The sequence below is a fragment of the Streptomyces sp. JH34 genome, from assembly GCF_029428875.1.
In the GTDB taxonomy this organism is placed as follows: Bacteria; Actinomycetota; Actinomycetes; order Streptomycetales; family Streptomycetaceae; genus Streptomyces.
This window is the reverse complement of the sequence record NZ_JAJSOO010000001.1, coordinates 3,351,905-3,370,812: the sequence shown is the minus strand read 5'-3', so window position 1 is coordinate 3,370,812 and position 18,908 is coordinate 3,351,905. Positions and strand designations below refer to the sequence as shown.

Sequence of the window (18,908 nt, the reverse complement as noted above, 5' to 3'; positions counted from 1 at the left end):
CATTGAGGTGTGCCCGACATAATTCGAGCCCCCACGGCCCCCGGAGGCACACCCCCATGAGTTCGTACACCGCCACCCGCCGGAGCTTCCTCACCGGCTCGCTCGCAGTCACCGCCGGGGTACTCCTCGGCGGGACGTCCGCAGCCGCCTCCCGCGCGCTCGGCACGCAGGACTGGATGGGCGGCATAGCCGACTCCACCCCGCTGCGACGCCTCACGATCCCGGGGACGCACAACGCCGGTGCGCGCTTCGGCGGCCCCTGGACGGCGTGCCAGAACACGACGGTGGCCCAGCAACTGGACAGCGGCATACGTTTCCTCGACGTCCGGTGCCGGATCAGCGGTGACGCGTACGCGATCCACCACGGGGCCTACTACCAGAACCTGAATTTCGACGACGTGCTGGGTGCCTGCCGGGACTTCCTGGCCCGGCACCCTTCGGAGACCGTGCTGATGCGCGTCAAGCAGGAGTACTCGGAGGAGAGCGACGCCGCGTTCCGGCGGATCTTCGACATCTACCTCGACGGCAAGGGCTGGCGTCCGCTCATGCGCCTCGACTCCACCCTCCCGGACCTCGGCGGTGCCCGCGGCAAGGTCGTCGTCCTCGCCGACAACGGCGGCCTGCCCGGGGTCCGGTACGCCGACCCGGCGGTCTTCGACATCCAGGACGACTACATGGCCGAGCCCTTCGGCAAGTACCCCAAGATCGAGGCGCAGTTCCGCAAGGCCGCGCAGCAGCCCGGCAAGCTGTTCATGAACTACGTGAGCACCGCGGCCCTGCTCCCCCCGCGCTCGAACTCGGACCGGCTCAACCCGCAGGTGCACTCGTTCCTCGACGGATCGGAGGCATCGGGCTGGACCGGCCTCGGGATCGTCCCGCTGGACTTCCCCGCCACCCGGGCCGGGCTGGTGGAGTCGCTGATCCGGCACAACCCGGCCGGTTGAGGGGGCCCTACGCCGAGGGTGCGGCCCGTTTGACGGCGTAGGCGCACAGCCGGGTCCCGTAGAGGTCCAGTGCGTCGTCGGGGTCCTCGTCGTAGTGGGCCGCCACCTCGCGCCACCGGTCCCACGAGTGGAGCCGGGCGCGGCGGCGGTCGTCGTCCGTGCGCGGCAGGTCCTCGACCCGGCGGCTACGCAGCCACCGCTGCCATTCCTGGTGGGCGGCGGGGTCGGCCGCGAGGTCCTCGTCCGCCCGGCGGGCCGCCTCGGCCCGCCGGTCCCGGGTGAGGACTGCGGTGATGTACGCGGCCGGCCGCGCGGGGCGCCAGTCGATTGCCAGGCCGACGAGCTCCGCGGCGATGTCATGAGGCCGCAGGCCCCGGTCGATCAACGGGCGGAGGGCGAACGCCAGGCGGCGGAGCCCTTCCCGCTGGGTCCAGCCGACGAGTGGCCGGACCTGGCGGGCGACCTCGATGTCGTGGGCCACCTGCCACGGGCCGCGAGACGACGTACCGCAGCCGTTTCTGGCCTTCCGGGGAGTTGCCGCCCTCGCGCGCGTCGCGCAGGTGCGCGAGGTGTAGTTCAACCACCCATCCGGATCAGCGACGGATGAGTCGGGGTACGGCCCAGAAGAATGGGGTGCACGCCCTGCCTGACCGTGTGCGCCCGGCCGCTCGTCGTCCACAGGGTGCGGCTTCCTGTGGACGGTTTTCTGCATGAGCGCCCGCCCCTCGTCGGTCACCCCGACCACGCGGGCGCTGTACCCGGTGCCGTCGAGCCGGTGCCCCTTCGCACGGTCGTACGCTGCCGGAATCGTCGCCGCGTAGATCGTCGCGGTAGCCGTGTACGGGCGGCCCGGGAGCTGAAGGTTCCTCTTCGTACCGTGTCTCCGCCACGCCAGCGCACCCAGCTCCCGCAGCACCCGGACATGCCGCTTCACCGTCGCCGTCGACGTTCCGCACCGGGCGGCCGTGCCTTCGAGGTCGTACAGCACGAAGCCCAGCCGGTAGTCCATCCGTATCGCGAGGTCCCGGGCCACGGTCAGCGTCGTCTCCCCCGCGCGCGGGTGCAGGCCGGCGCCGATCAGCCACGTCACGGCGGACAGCCACGGACGCGGACGGGCATGCCGGGCAGGGGTCGAGTCCCACTCCTGGAGGGCGCGGGGAACGGGGTCCCACACCGGATCGGGGCATGGCGGAGGAGCGCAGCGCGAAGCCGCGCCGGTGGTACGACGCATCAGGGTCCGTCGGGGTAGGGCAGGCCGACGGCCGGGCCTGCCAGTGGATCTCAGCGGGTGGTCAGGCCTGAATCGCCGTGCGGGGGCGCGCAGAAGGCTGTGCGGAGGAGGCCACCGCATCCACGGCGAGCGTGAACCACACCGCCTTGTGGCTGGGAGAGCAGCACCCGCAGACGTCCGACCCCCAGGCCAGGGCGAGTTCCTCCAGGAGGAAGAGCCCCCGCCCGCACTCCTGCGCGTGACCCGTGCGGATCAACCCGTCGGACGTGGCGCCTGCCGCAGGCGCGGTCCAGGGCGTGTCGTCGGCGACGGACACGGTCACCTGCTCCCGGCCGACCGTCACATGCACACGGATCAGTGAAGTGCGGGTGTGCCGATGGGCGTTGGCCACGACCTCGGTCACACAGAGGCGGGCGTCGTCGAGGATGCCGCTGTGCGGGGTGCCGGTGAGCAGTGAGGCGACGAAGTGCCGGGCGATCCCGGCGGAACGCGCGGTGTTGGGCAGGGAGAGCCGGTAGCTCTCGCCGTCCTGACAGTGCGGTGATGCGGAGGGTGCGGTGGCGTTGACGCTGGTCATGTCGTTCTCCCCACGTGATGCGATCCGAACGCGCACACGGCTCGTTGACCGGGGTGACGGTCGTGCGGCGAGGGCTGACGCGCTGTACCGAGGTGACAAACGAACGTACCCATAGCTCATAACTAGTGATACGGCTCGATGTCGTGAGTAACGAACACCCAGTGGTTCGGGTACGGCCACACTGGGATTCGACAGGAGGGGATCCATATGCCGCCGAGGAAACTGCTCACGGTGCGCCAGCGCCGACTGGGCACCGAGCTGCGCAGACTCAGGGAGCATGCGGGCCTGACGCTTGCCCAGGCCGCCGAGCGGTTGGGGGCGGACCGCACCACCATCAGTAACACCGAGTCGGGCCGATTCGGCGTGAGCCCTCAGCGGGTGCGGGCGTGGGCCGACCACTACAAGTGCCCTGACGAGGCGTACGTCGATGCTCTCGTCGCCATGGCTTCGGAGCGGGGCAGCGGCTGGTGGGAGCACTACCGCGGTGAGCTGGCCGAAGATGCTCTCGACCTTGCCGAGTTGGAGCATCACGCTGCGGCCATCCGGTCGGTGCAGGTCATGTATATGCCGGGTCTTCTTCAGACCGAGGCCTATGCGCGCAGCGTCTTCGGGGAGAGCGTCCCGCCCCCGAGCCCGACGCGTCAACGTCGTCTGCTGTCACATCGGTTGCAACGCCGTGATGTCCTCGACCGGCCGGACCCGCCGACCTGTACGTTCCTGATTCACGAGGCGGCGTTGCGCATGACGTACGGAGGCCCGGCAGTCGCGCGTAGCCAACTCGTACATCTCCTGGAGGAATCGGAGCGTGGCAACGTAGCCATCAGAGTGATCCCCTTCGCAGCCGGCGGTTTCCCGTTCGCGAGCAGTTCGGCACACTACGTGTACGGGGTCGTCCCGCAGCTCGACACCGTGCAGGTGGACACCGCGACGGGGTCGTCATTCATCGACGCCGAAACGAGCCTGGTGAACTGGCGAGTCGCGCTGGACCGGACGGAGGAGAGGTCGCTGGACCCGGACAGATCGAGGGGCTTCATCCGTGACATCGCGCAGAGCATGGAGGTGTGAGGATCATGGAAATCCAGTGGCGCAAGTCGTCGAAGTCGTCGAATGCAGAGGGCTCCGACTGCCTCGAACTCGCCGAACACGAAGGCGAGATACTGCTGCGCGAGAGCGACAACCCGGACGTGGTCGTGCGCACCACCCGGGCCAAGCTCCGTGCCTTCCTCGGGGGCGCGAAGGAAGGTGAGTTCGACGACCTGGCCTGAACCGAGCCGTGGTGCATCCGCCGACCGGTGCTGGACCTCGGACCCGGAGGTGACGAGCCGCACAGGAAGCGTGCGTGACCGCTCGCACCACGGCGACGGGTGCCGTCTGCCGTGTCTGTCCGAGGGCAAGGCAGTGACCGTCGCGCCGGTGAACACCACGCTCACCACACAAGAGGCCGCAGACCTGCTGGGGATCAGCCGAGCCACGTTCGTCAAGATCCTCGACGAGGGAGGAGTTCCGTTCTCGCGCCCGGGCAGGCACCGCCGGGTGCTGCTGACCGACGTACTCCTTTACGGGGAAGAGAGGCGTTCGCGGCGCAGACGGGGGTTGGACGAGTTGGTCCTGCTGACCGAGGACGCGGATCTGTACGACAGCTGAGCGGCGCAGACCGGCAGCTGTCGCCGAGTTCCGTCGTCGGCTCTGATTCCGGCCCGGCTCACACCTCCGGCGGCGGCGTCGGCGCCCCGGGCAGCCGGATCGACGCCACCGTGCCGCCGCCCTCCGCCGGGGTCAGCGCGATCTCGCCGCCCGCCTGCTGGACCGTGCGGGCGACGATGGACAGGCCGAGACCCGAGCCGGGCAGCTGGCGGGCGGACGGGGAGCGCCAGAAGCGGTCGAAGACGTGCGGGAGGTCCTCGGCGGGGATGCCGGGGCCGTGGTCCCGTACGGTCAGTTCGCCGCGGTGCAGGACGACCTCGATCGTTCCGCCCGCGGGGCTGAACTTCACCGCGTTGTCCAGCACGTTGACGACCGCCCGCTCCAGCGCGGCGGGTTCGGCGCGTACGTACCAGGGGGCCAGCTCGGCGGTGATGGTCAGCTCCGGGCCGCGCAGCCTGGCGCGCTGCAGGGCGGTGCGGGTGATGTCGTGCAGCGCCACCACCTGGAGGGGGCCGGGCTGGGCGGCGTCGGGGCGGGAGAGCTCCTGGAGGTCGCCGATGAGCGCGGCCAGCTCCGTCATCTGAGCCTTGACCGAGGACATCAGGGCCTTGCGGTCGTCCGGCGGGATGGCGCGGCCCGTCTCGTCGCTGCGGGCGAGCAGCTCGATGTTCGTACGGAGCGAGGTGAGCGGGGTGCGCAGCTCGTGGCCGGCGTCGGCGATGAGCTGCGACTGACGGTCCCGGGACGTGGCCAGGGAGCTGGTCATGGCGTTGAACGAACGCGAGAGCCGGGCGATCTCGTCCTCGCCCTCCGCGGGGATCCGGACGGTCAGGTCCTCGGTCTCGGCCACGTGCTCGACGGCGCGCGCGAGGTCGTCGACGGGACGCAGGCCGGTACGGGCGATCCACAGGCCCGCCGCGCCCGCGCCGACGACGCCTATGCCGGACACGAGGAGCAGGACCCAGGCGAGAGTGGAGAGCGGGTCGGTCACATCGCTCATGGGGCGCGCGACGGAGACCCCCAGCGTGGTGTCCGTGCCGGGGCCGGGCCGGTCCAGCCTGATCTGGTAGGTGTACACGCGCAGCTTGGCACCGTCGGTGTCGGTGACGGTGTGCAGGACGCTGTCCCTGTCACCGCCCGCCACGGCGATGTCCTCGTCCGTCGTGGGGAAGGGCGCCCGCCGGGGCGGGGCGGCGCACGGATCGCCGTTGGTGGCGACGATCTGCACGCTGTACGAGCCGGGCGCGGGGCGCTGGCGGGCCGCGGTCCCCGCGCACGCGTTGAGCAGGTTCTGGACGTACGTCTCGTCGATCGCCGTCGAGTTGCGCAGTGACTCGTCCAGCTGGTGCTCCAGCTGTTCCCGCGTCACGAACCAGCAGGCCGCGGCCACCGCTGCCACCGCCGCCGCGACCGCTGCGGCGACCAGCAGGGCGAGCCGCGAGCGGAGCGGGAGGGCGCGGAGCCGGCGGGGGAGGCCGGTCACCCGTCACCCCCGCCGGAGCGCAGGGCGTACCCGACGCCCCGCACGGTGTGCACGAGGCGCGGCTCTCCGCCCGCCTCCGTCTTGCGGCGCAGGTACATCACGTACACGTCCAGGGAGTTGGAGCTGGGTTCGAAGTCGAAGCCCCAGACGGCCTTGAGGATCTGTTCGCGGGTGAGCACCTGCCGGGGGTGGGCCAGGAACATCTCGAGGAGGGTGAACTCGGTTCGGGTCAGCTCCACCCGGCGCGTCCCACGGGTGACGTCGCGGGTGTTCAGGTCCATGCGGAGGTCGGCGAAGGACAGTACGTCGTCGTCGGGTACGGCGCCGCCCGCCGCGACCGCGTAGGAGCTGCGGCGCAGCAGGGCGCGGATGCGGGCGAAGAGCTCGTCCAGCTCGAAGGGCTTGACCAGGTAGTCGTCGGCACCGGCGTCGAGGCCGGTGACCCGGTCGCCGACGGTGTCGCGGGCGGTGAGCATCAGGATGGGCGTGGTCGATCCCGTGGACCGGATGCGCCGGGCGGCCGTGAGGCCGTCCATGCGGGGCATCTGGATGTCCAGGACGATCAGGTCGGGGGCGTAGGACTCGGCCTTGGCGAGGGCGTCGTAACCGTCCACGGCCACCTCCGTCCCGTAGCCCTCGAACGCGAGGCTGCGCTGCAGGGCCTCGCGTACGGCGGGCTCGTCGTCGACGATCAGGACACGCTGCGGATCGTCTTCGGCGGGGCTCATCGCTTCTTCGTCCTCTTCCTTCGGGCCGGGTGGTGGGGGCTCGGCTCTCAGCCTCGCACGGCCGCCGCACGACGTCGCGCGGCACGTCGCCCGCGGCCGGTGCCGCTGCGGATCTCGGGCGGGCGGGGTGCGGAGGCGGCGGGGGCCGAGGCGGCCAGTTCGGCGGCCAGGGCGAGCGGGAGGGCCAGGCCGGACGGGCCGACGGCCATGGTCGTGGTGTCGGGGTTCATGGAGACCTTCCTCGTCAGGAGCCGTTGCCGGCGCGCAGGGTGTCAAGGTCGGCCTTGACGGTGTTGACCGGGATGGCGAAGCCGAGGCCCACGCTGCCCGCCGCCGAGCTTCCCGAGGTGCTGGACGAACTGGGCGAGTACATCGCGGAGTTGATGCCGATGATCTCGCCGTTCATGTTGATCAGTGCGCCACCGGAGTTGCCGGGGTTGAGCGAGGCGTCGGTCTGCAGGGCCTTGTACGTCGTCTTGGACGAACCGGTGTCACCGTTGAACTGCTGGCCGCCGAACTCGAACGGCCAGTTCTGACCGCCCTGTTGTTGCTGTTGCTGCTGGCTCTGGTCCTCGTCCTTGGCGACCGTGACGTCGCGGTCCAGGGCGGACACGATGCCGCTGGTGACCGTGCCGGTGAGTCCCTCGGGCGAGCCGATGGCCACGACCTGGTCGCCGACCTTCACCGAGGAGGAGTCGCCGAGCGAGGCCGTCTTCAGTCCGCTCGCGCCCTGGAGCTTGATGAGCGCCAGGTCCTTGTCGGCGTCGGTGCCGACGACGTCGGCGGTGTACGTCTTGCCGGTGCTGAGGGCGACCTCGACCTTGGAGGCGCCGGAGATGACGTGGTTGTTGGTGACGATCTCGCCGTCCGCCGTGATGACGACCCCGGAGCCGGTGGCCTCGCCCGCAGAGGACGTCGCGCTGATCTCGACGATGGCCGGTGACACGGCCGTCGCCACGCCGGAGACGGTGCCGGCGCTGCTCTGCGAGACGGTGGTACCGCTGACGACACCGCTGGAGCCGGAGCTGCCGGAGCTGCCACCCGCGAGCTCGCCGATGAGGGTGGCGGTGCCGCCGCCGACCGCCGCGGCGGCGATCGCCACGGCCGCGAGCAGCGCGAACGGGCGCTTGACCCGGCGCTCGGACCTGGGGACGTCCGTGGCGGGACCGGCCTGGGCGGGCTGCGGAGCCGGCCAGGCGTATGCGGCGGCGGGCACCTCGGTGGTCTGCCGCCCGGGCTCGTGGGCCGGGGGCGGCGGGTAGGCCGCCGCGCCGCCGCCGTACGAGCCGCCGCCGTACGCGCCACCCTCGTGCCCGGCGCCGCCGTACGCGCCGCCACCGTGCTCAGCACCGCCGTACGAACCGCTGCCGTACGGACCGCTGCCGTACGCACCGCTGTCGTGCGAACCGTTGTCGTGCGAACCGTTGTCGTGGGAGGGGGACGTCGGGTACTCGCCGCTCGGGCGGTGGCTGTCGGTCATGTCTACGAGAGTGGCCAGCGAACATGAGAGCAGCCTGAGTACGTCCTGAGAAGCCCGGCAGAACCGTGTATGCCCGAAATAAGGAAGCGCTCCGCTACAGCGGGGTCACCGTCGGTTCGCCGCAGCCGCACGACCGGCGCACCACCAGCGCGGAGGGGAACTGCTTCAACCGCTCGCGCCGCGACCCCGTGACCCGCAGCGAGTCGTCGAGGACGAGGTCCACGGCTGCCCGGGCCATCGCCGGACGGTCCGAGAAGACCGTCGTCAGCGGCGGATCGGTCAGCCCCGCCTCCTTCACGTCGTCGAAGCCCGCGACCGCGAGCTCACCCGGTACGTCGATCCGCAGCTCGCGCGCGGCCCTCAGCACCCCGATGGCCTGGTCGTCCGTGGAGCAGAAGATCGCCGGGGGCCTGTCGGGGCCGGAGAGCAGCTTCAGGGCCACCTGGTACGCGTCGTAACGGTTGTACGGGGCGTGGAAGAGCCGGTCCTCCGTCGACCGCCCCGCCTCCTGCATCGCCCGGCGCCAGCCCTCGATGTGGTCGGCGACGGGGTCGCCGACCACCGGGGTCGACTCCATGCCGCCGAGGCACGCCACGTAGGCGTTGCCGTGCTCCAGGAGGTGGCGGGTGGCGAGCTGGGCGCCGCCGATGTCGTCCGTGACGACCGCGACGTCGTCGATCGCCTCGGGGCGTTCGTGCAGCAGGACCACACGGGCGTCCCAGGCCTCGATCTCGGCGGCGGCCCGCTCGCTGGGACCCTGGGAGACCAGGATCAGCCCCGAGACCCGCATGCCGAGGAAGGCCCGCAGATAGTGGACCTCGCGCTCGTCGCGGTAGTCGGAGTTGCCGACGAGCACCATCTTCCCGCGCTCGGCAGCCGCCTGTTCGACCGCGTGAGCCATCTCCGCGAAGAACGGCTGCCGGGCGTCCGGCACGATCATCCCTATGAGGTCGGTGCGCCGCGAGGCCATCGCCTGGGCGACCCGGTCGGGCCGGTAGCCCAGCTCCTTGATCGCGGCGAGCACCCGCTCGCGCGTGGCCGGGGCGACCGGCCTGGGTCCGTTGTTGATGACGTAGCTGACGACCGCTGTCGAGGTCCCCGCCAGTCTCGCCACATCGTCCCGCGTCACCTTGGCCACGCGCGGCAGTCTACGCGGATGGACCTACCGGTTGGCAGGCCGTACCGGGGCTTCTTCGGTGCTCTCGACCTCCGCCGGCTGCTCCGAACGGGCGACAAGATCATCCGCTTGCTTCGACGCCGCCCTGGCCTTGGCCTCCTCGGCGGCCCGGTCCACCTTCTCGGGGGTGACGAAGCGGTAGCCGACGTTGCGTACGGTGCCGATCAGCGACTCGTGCTCGGGGCCGAGCTTGGCGCGCAGCCGGCGGACGTGGACGTCGACCGTGCGCGTGCCGCCGAAGTAGTCGTAGCCCCAGACCTCCTGGAGCAGCTGGGCGCGGGTGAAGACCCGGCCGGGGTGCTGCGCGAGGTACTTGAGCAGCTCGAACTCCTTGAAGGTCAGGTCGAGGACCCGGCCCTTGAGCTTGGCGCTGTAGGTCGCCTCGTCGACCGAGAGGTCGCCGTTGCGGATCTCCATGGGGGAGTCGTCGGTGGTGATCTGCTGGCGGCCGGTGGCCAGCCGCAGCCGGGCCTCGACCTCGGCGGGACCCGCGGTGTCCAGCAGGACGTCGTCGATGCCCCAGTCGGCGGTGACGGCCGCGAGGCCGCCCTCCGTCACGACGAGGATCAGCGGACAGCCGGGTCCTGTGGACCGCAGCAGCTGGCAGAGCGAGCGCACCTGGGGGAGGTCCCGGCGGCCGTCGATGAGAATGACGTCGGCACCCGGGGTGTCGACGAGAGCGGGTCCCTCGGCGGGGGCGACCCGCACGCTGTGCAGCAGAAGGCCGAGGGCGGGGAGCACCTCCGTCGACGGTTGAAGGGCATTCGTCAGAAGCAGCAGTGAACTCATCGCCGCCCACCTGCCTGGGTCGTCGGTCGATCGTGCACGTTCAGCTCGCCCATTACGTCGGTCCTCCTCGTTCCCTGCGAGAGGGGCACTCCCGGGTCGGACCCGGGGGAGTATGCGGCACTGCTTCGTACTCCCGTACGGCCATCACCTGCGACGGCCGTCATACGGTTTTTACTGTGCGGCCCCGCACCCGGGGACCGCTGAGCTTGTCGAAACGTCGCCGTAACAACGCTCGGAAAGCACAAAAGGACCCGGGGGCTGCTTTGCCCGGATCCTCTTCGCAGCAGAATAACCCACATGAGTTCTGTGTCCGAGGGTCGTTTCCCGAGTTCTTCTGTTCCCTCGATCACGCCGGTGCCCCGGCGCGCCACGTTGCTGACCGGTGACGGGGTCCGTATCGAGGCGGTGTACACCCCGTGTACGGCGGGTGCCGGGGGCGCCGGACGCGGTGTGCCGGAAGGGCCCGCCGTCGTCCTCGCACACGGCTTCACCGGCGCCGCGGACCGGCCGGCACTGCTGCGGGCCGCCGGGGTGTTCGCCCAGCGTGCGGCCGTGATCACGTTCTCCTTCAGGGGGCACGGAAGGTCCGGCGGACGGTCGACCGTGGGCGACCGCGAAGTACTGGATCTGGCGGCCGCGGTCGCCTGGGCGCGGTCGCTGGGGCACCGGCGGATCGTTACGGTCGGTTTCTCGATGGGCGGCTCCGTGGTGCTCCGGCACGCCGCTCTGTATACGGCGCCGGAATCCGCGGAATCCGCGAAGAAGGAATTCGAGCCGTCCGCGCCCGATCGGGTGGAGCCGCGCGCCGGGGCGCGGAAGGAACACCAGGGGCGCTCGGAGGCGCATTCCCGTATCCCTGCGGACGCCCACACGGACGCGGTCGTCGCCGTCAGCGCTCCGGCCCGCTGGTACTACCGCGGGACGGCACCGATGCGCCGCCTGCACTGGGTGGTCACCCGGCCCGCAGGCCGGTTCGTCGGTCGCTACGGCTTCCGCACCCGCATCCACCGGGAGGACTGGGACCCCGTGCCACTCTCGCCCGTGGAGGCGGTCCCGCTGATCGGGGTGCCGCTCCTGATCGTGCACGGCGACCAGGACCCGTACTTCCCCGTCGACCACCCGCGGATGCTGGCAGGAGCCGCGGGCGACGGGGCGGAGCTCTGGCTGGAGCACGGCATGGGCCACGCGGAGAACGCCGCGGACGAGGAACTGCTGACCCGCATCGCCGACTGGACGGAGTCGGCGTGATCCATGATGGACAGCCGACGTACGACGAAAGGGGGTGCCGCATGGCAGCGGGAACGATCCGCTACTGGGCCGCGGCCAAGGCCGCCGCGGGGACCGCGGAGGAGCCGTACAGGGCGGAGACGCTCGCCGAGGCTCTCGACGGGGTGCGCGAGCGGCATCCCGGTGAACTGACGCGCGTACTGCTCAGATGCTCGTTCCTGATCGACGGGAATCCCGTGGGGACCCGCGGGCATGAGACCGTACGGCTTGCCGAGGGCGGCACGGTCGAGGTGCTCCCGCCGTTCGCAGGAGGGTGAACCGCAGACCATGAGCGACAACGATCAGCAGTATCCGTACGACCCCGGACACGGGCAGCAGCACCAGGGCCAGGAGCCGTACGACCCCGCGTACCGGCAGCAGCCGTACGACCCGTACGCGCAGCCGCAGAACCAGCAGCCGTACGACCCGGCGTACGTGCAGCCGCAGAGCGAGCCGCAGTCCGCCTACGTGCAGCCGCAGCCGTACGGGCAGCAGCCCGCCGCCCACCCGGAGCAGGGCGCCTTCCGGACCCAGCCCGCCGACCAGGGCGTGGCCCAGACGTGGCAGGGGCAGACCTGGGACACCCAGTACCAGCCGACGATCCAGCCGCAGCACCACACCGGACCCGCCGCGCCCTCCGCGCATCCACTGCCGCCCGAGGCCCCGGCGCCGCAGCCGCAGTCCGCTCCGCCCGCCCGGTCCGCTCCGGCGGCCGCTTCCGACGACTCCGGCTACAGCGCGCCGACCACTCTGGGCAACAGCCGGATCACCGACGCCCAGCGCGCCCGTGCCGAGGGGCGTTCGCCGATCATCGCGCCGGGGATGCAGCCCGCCGCGATCACGGCGGGCCTCGGTCTGCTCCTCTCCCTCGGCGCGGCGATCGGGGCCTACGCCCTGCTCGTCCCCCTGGTCCTGCTCCAGGCCGTGACGGCCGCGGGCTGGTTCCGGCTCAACGGCATGTGGCCGGCCCGGCAGGGCATCGCGCTCGCCTTCGCCGGCGGTGTCGTCGCCGACGCCGTGCTGCTCGCCGCCGGCCGGAGCAACGCCCCGGCGGCCATCCTCGGCACGCTCGGTGTCTGGGTGCTGCTCACCCTCGTCCTCCAGCTGCGCAGTCATGCCGGTGCCGACGAGCGGATGTACGGCCTGACGGCGACCGTCGCGTCGGCCGCGCTCGCCGTGCTGGCGGCCGGGCACCTCGCCGCCGTTCCCGACGCGGTGACGGTGGGCGGTATCGCGGTCGCCGTGGGCGTCCTCGTGAGGGCCCTGCCCCTGCCCGGAGCGGTCTCGGTCGTCGTGGCGCTGCTCGCCTCGGCGGGGGCGGGCCTGGCCGCCGGAGTGTTCACGGACTTCGGGGCGCAGGCGGCGTTCCTCGGGTTCGCGGCCGGTGGCTGCGCCCTGATCGGCCTGAGGGTCGCGAGCTACGACTACCCGTCCCGCTTCGTGCACATGACGGCGGGAGTGGCGCTGCCGCTCACGGCCGCCGCACCCGCCGTCTATCTGATCGGCCGTGCGATCGCCTGATTTCCCGGGCGTGACCGGTGTTCCCCCACCTCCCCGGCCCCGGACCGGTGGAACCGACCGGGCCCCGTGCTCGTCGATCACTCCGGGCGCGCCGCACCGCGGCAGTAGGCTCACGTGCGCCAAGGGTCCGGTCGGTCCGAGTGGGAGAACAACAGGCATGCGAGCACTGCGAATACTGCTGATCATCGCCGTGGTCCTGGGCGGCGTCTTCGTCGCCGTGGACCGCGCCGCCCTGTACTTCGCCGAGTCGGAGGCCGAGGGCCGGATCGCCTTCGGCGACGCCGAGGCCGGTTCGACCGAGGTCTCGATCAAGGGTTTCCCCTTCCTGACCCAGGTGGTGGATTCGGAGCTCGACCGTGTCGACGTCACGGTCAAGGACATCCGCGCCAGCGCCGCCGGGCGGGAGATACGCATCAGCGAGATCCAGGCCCGGCTGAGCCGGGTGACGCTGGGCGCCGGGTACAGCAGCGCGACGGCCTCCCGTGCGACCGGGACGGCCGTCATCCCGTACGCGGCCCTCACCGAGGCGGCCGACGACGGTGTCACCGTCGCCTACGGCGGCGACGGCAAGGTGAAGGTCACGGGCTCGGTCGAGATCCCGCTGCTGGGCCGGACGCTCACGCGCAGCGTGCTCTCCACGGTCACACTGGTCGACGGCGACACCGTGAAGGTGCGCGCCGACGAGGTCCCGGGTGAGGGCATCCCCGGCCTCGAGAGCCTGGTCAGGAAGAAGACCGACTTCGAGCGCGGGATCGGCGGCCTGCCGGAGGGCCTGGAGCTGCAGAAGATCGAGGTGGCGCCGGGCGGCCTGGAGATCTCGGTGACCGGCGCGGACGTCCGGCTCGCGGGCTGACGCCGCGACACCGCCCAGCCGCGGACAGGGCCTGGACGCGCGGGGTAGGGGCTCCGCGGGGCGGCCGACCGGACGGCTGATCCAGATAGTGAGACGGGCCCGTCCGTTCCGTAGATGGCCGTCGAGTGCCGGGCGTCCGGATCCCTGTCGCCGCGAGGTCCGACCGGATGCGTGTCTCGTATCGCGGACGATCGTGTCTCATCATTCGACACGACGGTGACATCTCCACCCGTACCTCCCTACGATCGGACGCATGAAGCGACAGGCGGACCTCACGAAGCGGCGGGCAGTAGACCTGTGCCGCGTCGCCGCCATGCTCTGTCGCACCTTCTGAGCGGGACCTCTCCCGTTTCCCGCCGGCCCTTCGACGACGTCAGGGCCGAACCCGTGCCCTCCGTACGCGTTCCGCTCCAAGCACCTGCGCGTACACACCGGCACCCAGCACTCCGCACCACCCCGCCGCAGACTGCCCCGGAGGAGAAACACATGAGCCGCGCAGACGTACTGGTCGACGCCGACTGGGTCGAGGCCCACATCGACGACCCGCAGGTCGCCATCGTCGAGGTCGACGAGGACACCTCGGCGTACGAGAAGAACCACATCAAGAACGCGATCCGGATCGACTGGACGAAGGACCTCCAGGACCCGGTCCGCCGTGACTTCGTCGACCAGGCCGGCTTCGAGAAGCTCCTGTCGGAGAAGGGCATCGGCAACGACACGCTGGTCGTCCTCTACGGCGGCAACAACAACTGGTTCGCCTCGTACGCCTACTGGTACTTCAAGCTGTACGGCCACGAGAACGTCAAGCTGCTCGACGGCGGCCGCAAGAAGTGGGAGCTCGACTCCCGCGACCTGACCGACGCCGTCCCGGCGCGCCCGGCCACCGAGTACAAGGCCAAGGCCCAGGACGAGTCGATCCGCGCCTACCGCGACGACGTCGTGAAGGCCATCGGCAGCCAGAACCTCGTCGACGTGCGTTCGCCCGACGAGTTCAGCGGCAAGCTGCTCGCCCCGGCGCACCTCCCGCAGGAGCAGTCGCAGCGCCCCGGCCACGTGCCGAGCGCCCGCAACATCCCGTGGTCGAAGAACGCCAACGACGACGGCACCTTCAAGTCGGACGACGAGCTCAAGGCCCTCTACGAGGACGAGCAGGTCGACCTGTCGAAGGACACCATCGCCTACTGCCGCATCGGCGAGCGTTCGGCCCTGACCTGGTTCGTCCTGCACGAGCTGCTCGGCCAGGAGAACGTCAAGAACTACGACGGTTCCTGGACCGAGTACGGCTCCCTGGTTGGCGTGCCGATCGAGCTCGGCGCCAACAAGTAATCCCGCAGGACCTGATCAGCAGGACCCCGACCAGAAGGACAGAACACCATGTGTGGAGCACAGGCCGGCGGCCCCGACGCTTCGACGATCAAGCCGGGCGAGACGACCATCCAGGGCAGCGTGACCCGCGACGGCGAGCCCGTCACCGGCTACGTCCGACTGCTGGACTCGACCGGTGAGTTCACCGCCGAGGTCCCGACCTCGGCGACCGGGCAGTTCCGCTTCTACGCGGCCGAGGGCACCTGGACGCTCCGCGCCCTGGTCCCGGGCGGCACCGCCGACCGTACGGTCGTGGCGCAGACCGGTGGCCTCGCCGAGGTCGCCATCGCCGTGTAGTTCACGCGCACGTACGGCCGGAGGGCCGCACCCCAGGGGGTTGGACGCCACCTGAAGCGGGGTGCGGCCCTTCGTGCCGTCCGGGTGCGCATCCGCGCCGGTGAGCCCTACGCTGGAATCATGTACGCCCGGCGCAGGCGCGTCTATTTTCTGATGATGGGCGGATGCCTCTTCCTCTTCGTCTCCGCCTGGGCCTTCGTGCGTCTGTGGTCCATCCCCGCGGCCGTGGCGATGTGCGTGGTCGCCATGGTCATTCCGCCCGTCGCGGCGATCGTCGCCAACCGGCGTGGACCGGAGGACCGTTGGTGGGACGATCCCTCCTCGGGGTCCCGGGCGTCGGGCTCGCGGCCCGAGGGCTCCCCGCCCGACCTCTCCCGGCCCCCGAAGTCCCCGCCCCCCGCCTCCCGGCCGCGCTCGCCGCAGCAGGCCCCCACGGGCGATCCGACGTCCGACCGCTGGTGGGACGAGCTCGACGGCAGGGACAACCGCCGGTAGGCCGCCGGCCGCCCACGGATCAGTAGACGAGGGCCTGGGTGCCGTCCGCCATGGCCTCCTGCACGAACACCTGGGCGCCGGCGATCCGCACGCCCTCCAGGACGTCCTTCTCCGTGATGTCGCGCCGCGCCGCGCACTGGGTGCAGAGCGTGACCCCGCCACCCGCCAGGATCGAGTCGATCAGGTCGGGCAGGGGAGCGGAGTGCGGCAGTTCGAACTCGGCGGCGCGCCCCGGCAGGGCGAACCAGGCGGACTCGCCGGTCAGCCACAGCGAGACCTCGACACCACTGGCGACGGCTACGGCCGCCACGGTGAAGGCCTGCGAGCAGCGCTCGGCTGCGTCGGCTCCGGCGGTCACCTTGATCACGAGCTTCTTCGACATGTACCGAACTGTAATCCTCGGCCGCGCAACCTCCCCTGTGACCTGTGGGTCTGCTGTGTGCGCGGGTGACGGAACCTGCGCCTCAGGTCTCATGGGGGGACCCTTTTGGAACCGAACGACACCCTTTCCGGCGTACCGCCGCAGGCACCGCCGCAGACGCCGGCAGAGGCATCGGCCGCCCCGGTGCGCACCCGCCCTCGCGGCCGTACGGCCCTGCTGATCACCGCCGCGGCCCTGCTCGGCATCTCCGGCGGCACGGCGATCGGCTACGGCATCCAGGCCGAGCGGCCTCCGTCGAAGTTGCCCGCACTGTCGCAGACGGAGCTGGTCTACCCGGCGAAGGCGCTTCCCCCGGACGAGGTCCCGGCCCCGCTGCCCGCCTCGCAGGACCGGCAGGTCAAGACGGACGGCGACCTGCGCAAGCTGCTCATCGACCGCCCGGCGGGCTGGAGTGACGACGAGGACGCGCTCCTGGTGGACGACGGCTGGATGAGCGTGGGGGACCTCGCGCGCGGCTACAAGGACGAAGGGCACATGTTCGAGTACCTCCAGGAGTTCGGCATCCGCCGTGTGGCGGGAGCCGCCTGGAAGAAGGGCGAGTACCGGGAGGCGACGGTCACGCTCGCCCAGTTCCGCCCCGGGGCGGAGGCGGCGGCAGCCGACTACGCCAACGGCCAGCGCTCCTACATGGTCTCGGACGAGTACGCGGGCAACGACGGCGAACCGCTCAAGGGCAGCGGAGGTGGCCGCTACTACCTCTACGACGTCGATCGGAAGCCCGGCTATCTGCCGTCCTACCAGGCCAGGGCCCTCGTGCACCGCGGCGACATCATGATCGAGATCAACATCTACGACACCCGGCCGATCAGCAAGAAGGACATCCGGACGCTGGCCGAGCGACAGCTGGAGCGCGTGTGAACGACATGACCCCGCCCGGTCCCTCCGGCACGGCACCGCTCCCCGGACCGCTCGACGCCCCGGACACCGCTGATGCCCCCGCGCGATCCGGCCGGGCCCGGCGGATCCTGCTCACGGCCCTTCCCTTCGCGCTGGTGCTGGGCGCCGTCGGAGGGGCCGCCGCCTACACGAAGGCCACGGTCGACGGCGCGGACCGCACCGTGGAGACCACGTACTGGGAGGTGTCCGAGCGCAAGCCCGGCAACGACCCAGCGGGTGACATCGACCGGGGCCGTTCGGACACCGAGCTCAGCAAGCTGCTGCTGCCGGTGCCCAAGGGCTACCGGCTCGGTCCGGACGACGGTGAGCACGGCAACGACGACGAGGTGGACGGCAGGCGGGCCGTCGCCGCGATGAAGGAGTCCAGCCGGGGACTCGCGGGCAAGAAGCGCCGGGAGTACGAGAAGCGGATCGACAAGCTCCGCGTGCAGGGCCTCGCTCTCCGCTCGTACGTCTCCGAGGCCAACGACCTGGAGGTGCACGCCGAGATCGTGCGGATGAAGGACAAGAACGCCGTCCGGAACTTCTACACCTTCCAGACCGAGCTGTTCGATCTCGTCGGGATCTTCCGCGACGGCCCGAAGGTCAAGGGCCACACCAGTAAGGCGACCTGCTACCTGCAGCCCAAGGACGGCGAGAGCGACATCGAGGACATGGTGTGCGCGGCGTACGACGGTGAGCTGGGCATCACCTACCGGGCGACCGGCATCAAGCCCGTCGACAAGGCCGCCGTCGCTGAACTGCTGAAGGACCAGCTGGACCACATCACGTCCCCGGGGGAGTACATATGACCGAGCAGACGGCCCCGCCGGCCGACGCGGCCGTTGCCGCCACGACCACCCTCCCGCCCGTCCCGCAGACTCCTCCGCCCCCTCCCGTGCAGGAGGAGGACCCCGCGCCCGCCACACCCCGGCCGCCGCGCCGTGTCCTGCGGGCCGCCCTCCGGTGGACGGCCGCCGTGCTCGTCATGGGAGGGCTGGGAGCGGGCACGGTCGCCGGCATCACGTCGATGAAGCGCACGGACGTTCCGGGGCTCGCCACCGAGGACGACGGGCGCTGGGACTACCCGGTGCTGAGCCTGCCCGCGCTGCCCGCCGACGCGCCCCGCCCGTACAGCGATCCCAACGTCGCGGAGATCCACCACGCGGACCTGCGGCGCCTGCTGCTTCCCGCACCGGCCGGGGCCACGGTGGACAAGGAGCTCGACGGTGGCTGGGTGGACAGCGCCCGTTACACCGCCGAGTACGGCAAGGACGACCGGGCCGTCCTCGACCAGCGCCTCAAGGACTCAGCCCTGCGGCACGTGGCCGCCCGCGGCTGGACCATGAAGGACGGCACGTCGTCCCGGGTCTATCTGCTCCAGTTCAGCTCGGTGGCGTACTCCACCGCCTTCCTCGACGAGCTCTACGCCGACAGCCAATCGCTGCCGATCCCCCTCGCAGGGGAGGACGAGGCGACGTACGACGAGGACTGGAGTGCCACAGCCGGAGTGCAATTCACCACGGCGCACGCCTACTCCGAGCCCGAGCCCCACGGCGCCGAGCAGGTCCGCCACGCCTATGTGCTGGCCGGGGACACCCTCGCCCTGCTCGTCCACAGCCGCAAGGGGGAGGCGGGCACGGAAGCGGTCCCGTTCCACCAGACGCTGATCCTGCAGAACCAGCTCCTGGGCTGATCCGGCCGCGCCCGGGGGAAACCCCGGGCCGCAGGGCCGGGCCC

24 protein-coding genes are annotated in these 18,908 nt (G+C 71.1%); 15 read left to right on the top strand and 9 right to left on the bottom strand.

Features of this window, described 5'->3' with window-relative positions; translation table 11 throughout:
* Positions 1 to 56: 56 nt before the first annotated feature.
* Entirely contained in the window at positions 57 to 944 is an 888-nt protein-coding gene (locus LWJ43_RS14935; RefSeq protein WP_277332749.1) for a phosphatidylinositol-specific phospholipase C domain-containing protein, read from the top strand.
* Positions 945 to 951: 7 nt separating this feature from the next.
* Here the strand turns inward: LWJ43_RS14935 and LWJ43_RS14930 are convergent, their stop codons facing one another.
* Together LWJ43_RS14930 and LWJ43_RS14925 are read right to left on the bottom strand one after the other, a co-directional pair.
* On the bottom strand, positions 952 to 2,034 hold the full coding sequence (locus LWJ43_RS14930; RefSeq protein WP_277332748.1) for a cell wall protein: 1,083 nt from the start codon (positions 2,032 to 2,034) through the stop codon (positions 952 to 954).
* Positions 2,035 to 2,236: 202 nt separating this feature from the next.
* On the bottom strand, positions 2,237 to 2,752 hold the full coding sequence (locus LWJ43_RS14925) for an ATP-binding protein (RefSeq protein ID WP_277332747.1): 516 nt from the start codon (positions 2,750 to 2,752) through the stop codon (positions 2,237 to 2,239).
* A 207-nt stretch (positions 2,753 to 2,959) separates the two neighbouring features.
* Between LWJ43_RS14925 and LWJ43_RS14920 the strand changes: the two genes are divergently transcribed.
* The 3 genes from LWJ43_RS14920 to LWJ43_RS14910 all read left to right on the top strand — a co-directional run bounded on the left by LWJ43_RS14920 (position 2,960) and on the right by LWJ43_RS14910 (position 4,396).
* The gene (locus LWJ43_RS14920) at positions 2,960 to 3,817 is read left to right on the top strand and encodes a helix-turn-helix domain-containing protein (protein ID WP_277332746.1); all 858 of its coding nucleotides are present in this window, start codon (positions 2,960 to 2,962) and stop codon (positions 3,815 to 3,817) included.
* A 5-nt stretch (positions 3,818 to 3,822) separates the two neighbouring features.
* Positions 3,823 to 4,017, top strand: a complete 195-nt coding sequence (locus LWJ43_RS14915; RefSeq protein WP_147958421.1) for a DUF397 domain-containing protein — start codon at positions 3,823 to 3,825, stop codon at positions 4,015 to 4,017.
* 148 nt (positions 4,018 to 4,165) lie between these two features.
* Positions 4,166 to 4,396, top strand: a complete 231-nt coding sequence (locus LWJ43_RS14910; protein ID WP_277332745.1) for an excisionase family DNA-binding protein — start codon at positions 4,166 to 4,168, stop codon at positions 4,394 to 4,396.
* Between the two features lie 58 nt (positions 4,397 to 4,454).
* Here the strand turns inward: LWJ43_RS14910 and LWJ43_RS14905 are convergent, their stop codons facing one another.
* The 6 genes from LWJ43_RS14905 to LWJ43_RS14880 all read right to left on the bottom strand — a co-directional run bounded on the left by LWJ43_RS14905 (position 4,455) and on the right by LWJ43_RS14880 (position 10,053).
* Positions 4,455 to 5,879 carry a sensor histidine kinase gene (locus LWJ43_RS14905; protein ID WP_277332744.1) on the bottom strand — a complete coding sequence of 475 codons (1,425 nt, stop codon included), beginning with the start codon at positions 5,877 to 5,879 and terminating at the stop codon, positions 4,455 to 4,457.
* Positions 5,876 to 6,607, bottom strand: a complete 732-nt coding sequence (locus LWJ43_RS14900; protein ID WP_277332743.1) for a response regulator transcription factor — start codon at positions 6,605 to 6,607, stop codon at positions 5,876 to 5,878. Before LWJ43_RS14900 ends, LWJ43_RS14905 begins: the two co-directional genes overlap by 4 nt.
* A gap of 47 nt (positions 6,608 to 6,654) precedes the next feature.
* Positions 6,655 to 6,837, bottom strand: a complete 183-nt coding sequence (locus LWJ43_RS14895) for a hypothetical protein (protein ID WP_277332742.1) — start codon at positions 6,835 to 6,837, stop codon at positions 6,655 to 6,657.
* 14 nt (positions 6,838 to 6,851) lie between these two features.
* Complete coding sequence (locus tag LWJ43_RS14890) at positions 6,852 to 8,087, bottom strand: S1C family serine protease (protein WP_277332741.1); 1,236 nt, start codon at positions 8,085 to 8,087, stop codon at positions 6,852 to 6,854.
* Positions 8,088 to 8,181: 94 nt separating this feature from the next.
* Entirely contained in the window at positions 8,182 to 9,225 is a 1,044-nt protein-coding gene (locus LWJ43_RS14885) for a LacI family DNA-binding transcriptional regulator (RefSeq protein WP_277332740.1), read from the bottom strand.
* A 24-nt stretch (positions 9,226 to 9,249) separates the two neighbouring features.
* Positions 9,250 to 10,053, bottom strand: a complete 804-nt coding sequence (locus LWJ43_RS14880) for a response regulator transcription factor (protein WP_277332739.1) — start codon at positions 10,051 to 10,053, stop codon at positions 9,250 to 9,252.
* 297 nt (positions 10,054 to 10,350) lie between these two features.
* Between LWJ43_RS14880 and LWJ43_RS14875 the strand changes: the two genes are divergently transcribed.
* From LWJ43_RS14875 to LWJ43_RS14845, 8 genes are all read left to right on the top strand, one after another.
* Complete coding sequence (locus LWJ43_RS14875; protein ID WP_277332738.1) at positions 10,351 to 11,301, top strand: alpha/beta hydrolase; 951 nt, start codon at positions 10,351 to 10,353, stop codon at positions 11,299 to 11,301.
* Positions 11,302 to 11,342: 41 nt separating this feature from the next.
* Positions 11,343 to 11,597 (top strand): MoaD/ThiS family protein, encoded by a 255-nt coding sequence (locus LWJ43_RS14870; protein WP_277332737.1) that lies wholly within the window; start codon positions 11,343 to 11,345, stop codon positions 11,595 to 11,597.
* A 10-nt stretch (positions 11,598 to 11,607) separates the two neighbouring features.
* A complete protein-coding gene (locus tag LWJ43_RS14865; RefSeq protein ID WP_277332736.1) occupies positions 11,608 to 12,840 on the top strand; it encodes a hypothetical protein in 1,233 nt (410 codons plus the stop codon).
* A 157-nt stretch (positions 12,841 to 12,997) separates the two neighbouring features.
* Positions 12,998 to 13,693, top strand: a complete 696-nt coding sequence (locus LWJ43_RS14860; RefSeq protein WP_277332735.1) for an LmeA family phospholipid-binding protein — start codon at positions 12,998 to 13,000, stop codon at positions 13,691 to 13,693.
* Between the two features lie 253 nt (positions 13,694 to 13,946).
* Positions 13,947 to 14,027: a putative leader peptide gene (locus tag LWJ43_RS33070; RefSeq protein WP_350310325.1), complete on the top strand. Its 81-nt coding sequence runs from the start codon at positions 13,947 to 13,949 to the stop codon at positions 14,025 to 14,027.
* A 152-nt stretch (positions 14,028 to 14,179) separates the two neighbouring features.
* Positions 14,180 to 15,019, top strand: a complete 840-nt coding sequence (locus tag LWJ43_RS14855; protein ID WP_014154939.1) for a sulfurtransferase — start codon at positions 14,180 to 14,182, stop codon at positions 15,017 to 15,019.
* Between the two features lie 48 nt (positions 15,020 to 15,067).
* Positions 15,068 to 15,355 (top strand): DUF1416 domain-containing protein, encoded by a 288-nt coding sequence (locus LWJ43_RS14850; RefSeq protein ID WP_014154938.1) that lies wholly within the window; start codon positions 15,068 to 15,070, stop codon positions 15,353 to 15,355.
* A 120-nt stretch (positions 15,356 to 15,475) separates the two neighbouring features.
* Positions 15,476 to 15,850: a DUF3099 domain-containing protein gene (locus LWJ43_RS14845; protein WP_277332734.1), complete on the top strand. Its 375-nt coding sequence runs from the start codon at positions 15,476 to 15,478 to the stop codon at positions 15,848 to 15,850.
* Positions 15,851 to 15,869: 19 nt separating this feature from the next.
* On the opposite strand, the gene LWJ43_RS14840 is transcribed toward LWJ43_RS14845, so the two are convergent.
* The gene (locus LWJ43_RS14840) at positions 15,870 to 16,232 is read right to left on the bottom strand and encodes a DsrE family protein (protein WP_277332733.1); all 363 of its coding nucleotides are present in this window, start codon (positions 16,230 to 16,232) and stop codon (positions 15,870 to 15,872) included.
* A gap of 105 nt (positions 16,233 to 16,337) precedes the next feature.
* On the opposite strand from LWJ43_RS14840, the gene LWJ43_RS14835 reads away from it, so the two are divergent.
* From LWJ43_RS14835 to LWJ43_RS14825, 3 genes are read left to right on the top strand one after another with little or no spacing between them, the layout of a single operon-like run.
* Complete coding sequence (locus LWJ43_RS14835) at positions 16,338 to 17,150, top strand: hypothetical protein (RefSeq protein WP_277332732.1); 813 nt, start codon at positions 16,338 to 16,340, stop codon at positions 17,148 to 17,150.
* The gene (locus tag LWJ43_RS14830) at positions 17,147 to 17,980 is read left to right on the top strand and encodes a flagellar basal body-associated FliL family protein (protein ID WP_277332731.1); all 834 of its coding nucleotides are present in this window, start codon (positions 17,147 to 17,149) and stop codon (positions 17,978 to 17,980) included. Before LWJ43_RS14835 ends, LWJ43_RS14830 begins: the two co-directional genes overlap by 4 nt.
* Positions 17,977 to 18,864, top strand: coding sequence for a hypothetical protein (locus LWJ43_RS14825; RefSeq protein WP_277332730.1), 888 nt, complete (start codon positions 17,977 to 17,979; stop codon positions 18,862 to 18,864). Before LWJ43_RS14830 ends, LWJ43_RS14825 begins: the two co-directional genes overlap by 4 nt.
* Positions 18,865 to 18,908 lie beyond the last annotated feature (44 nt).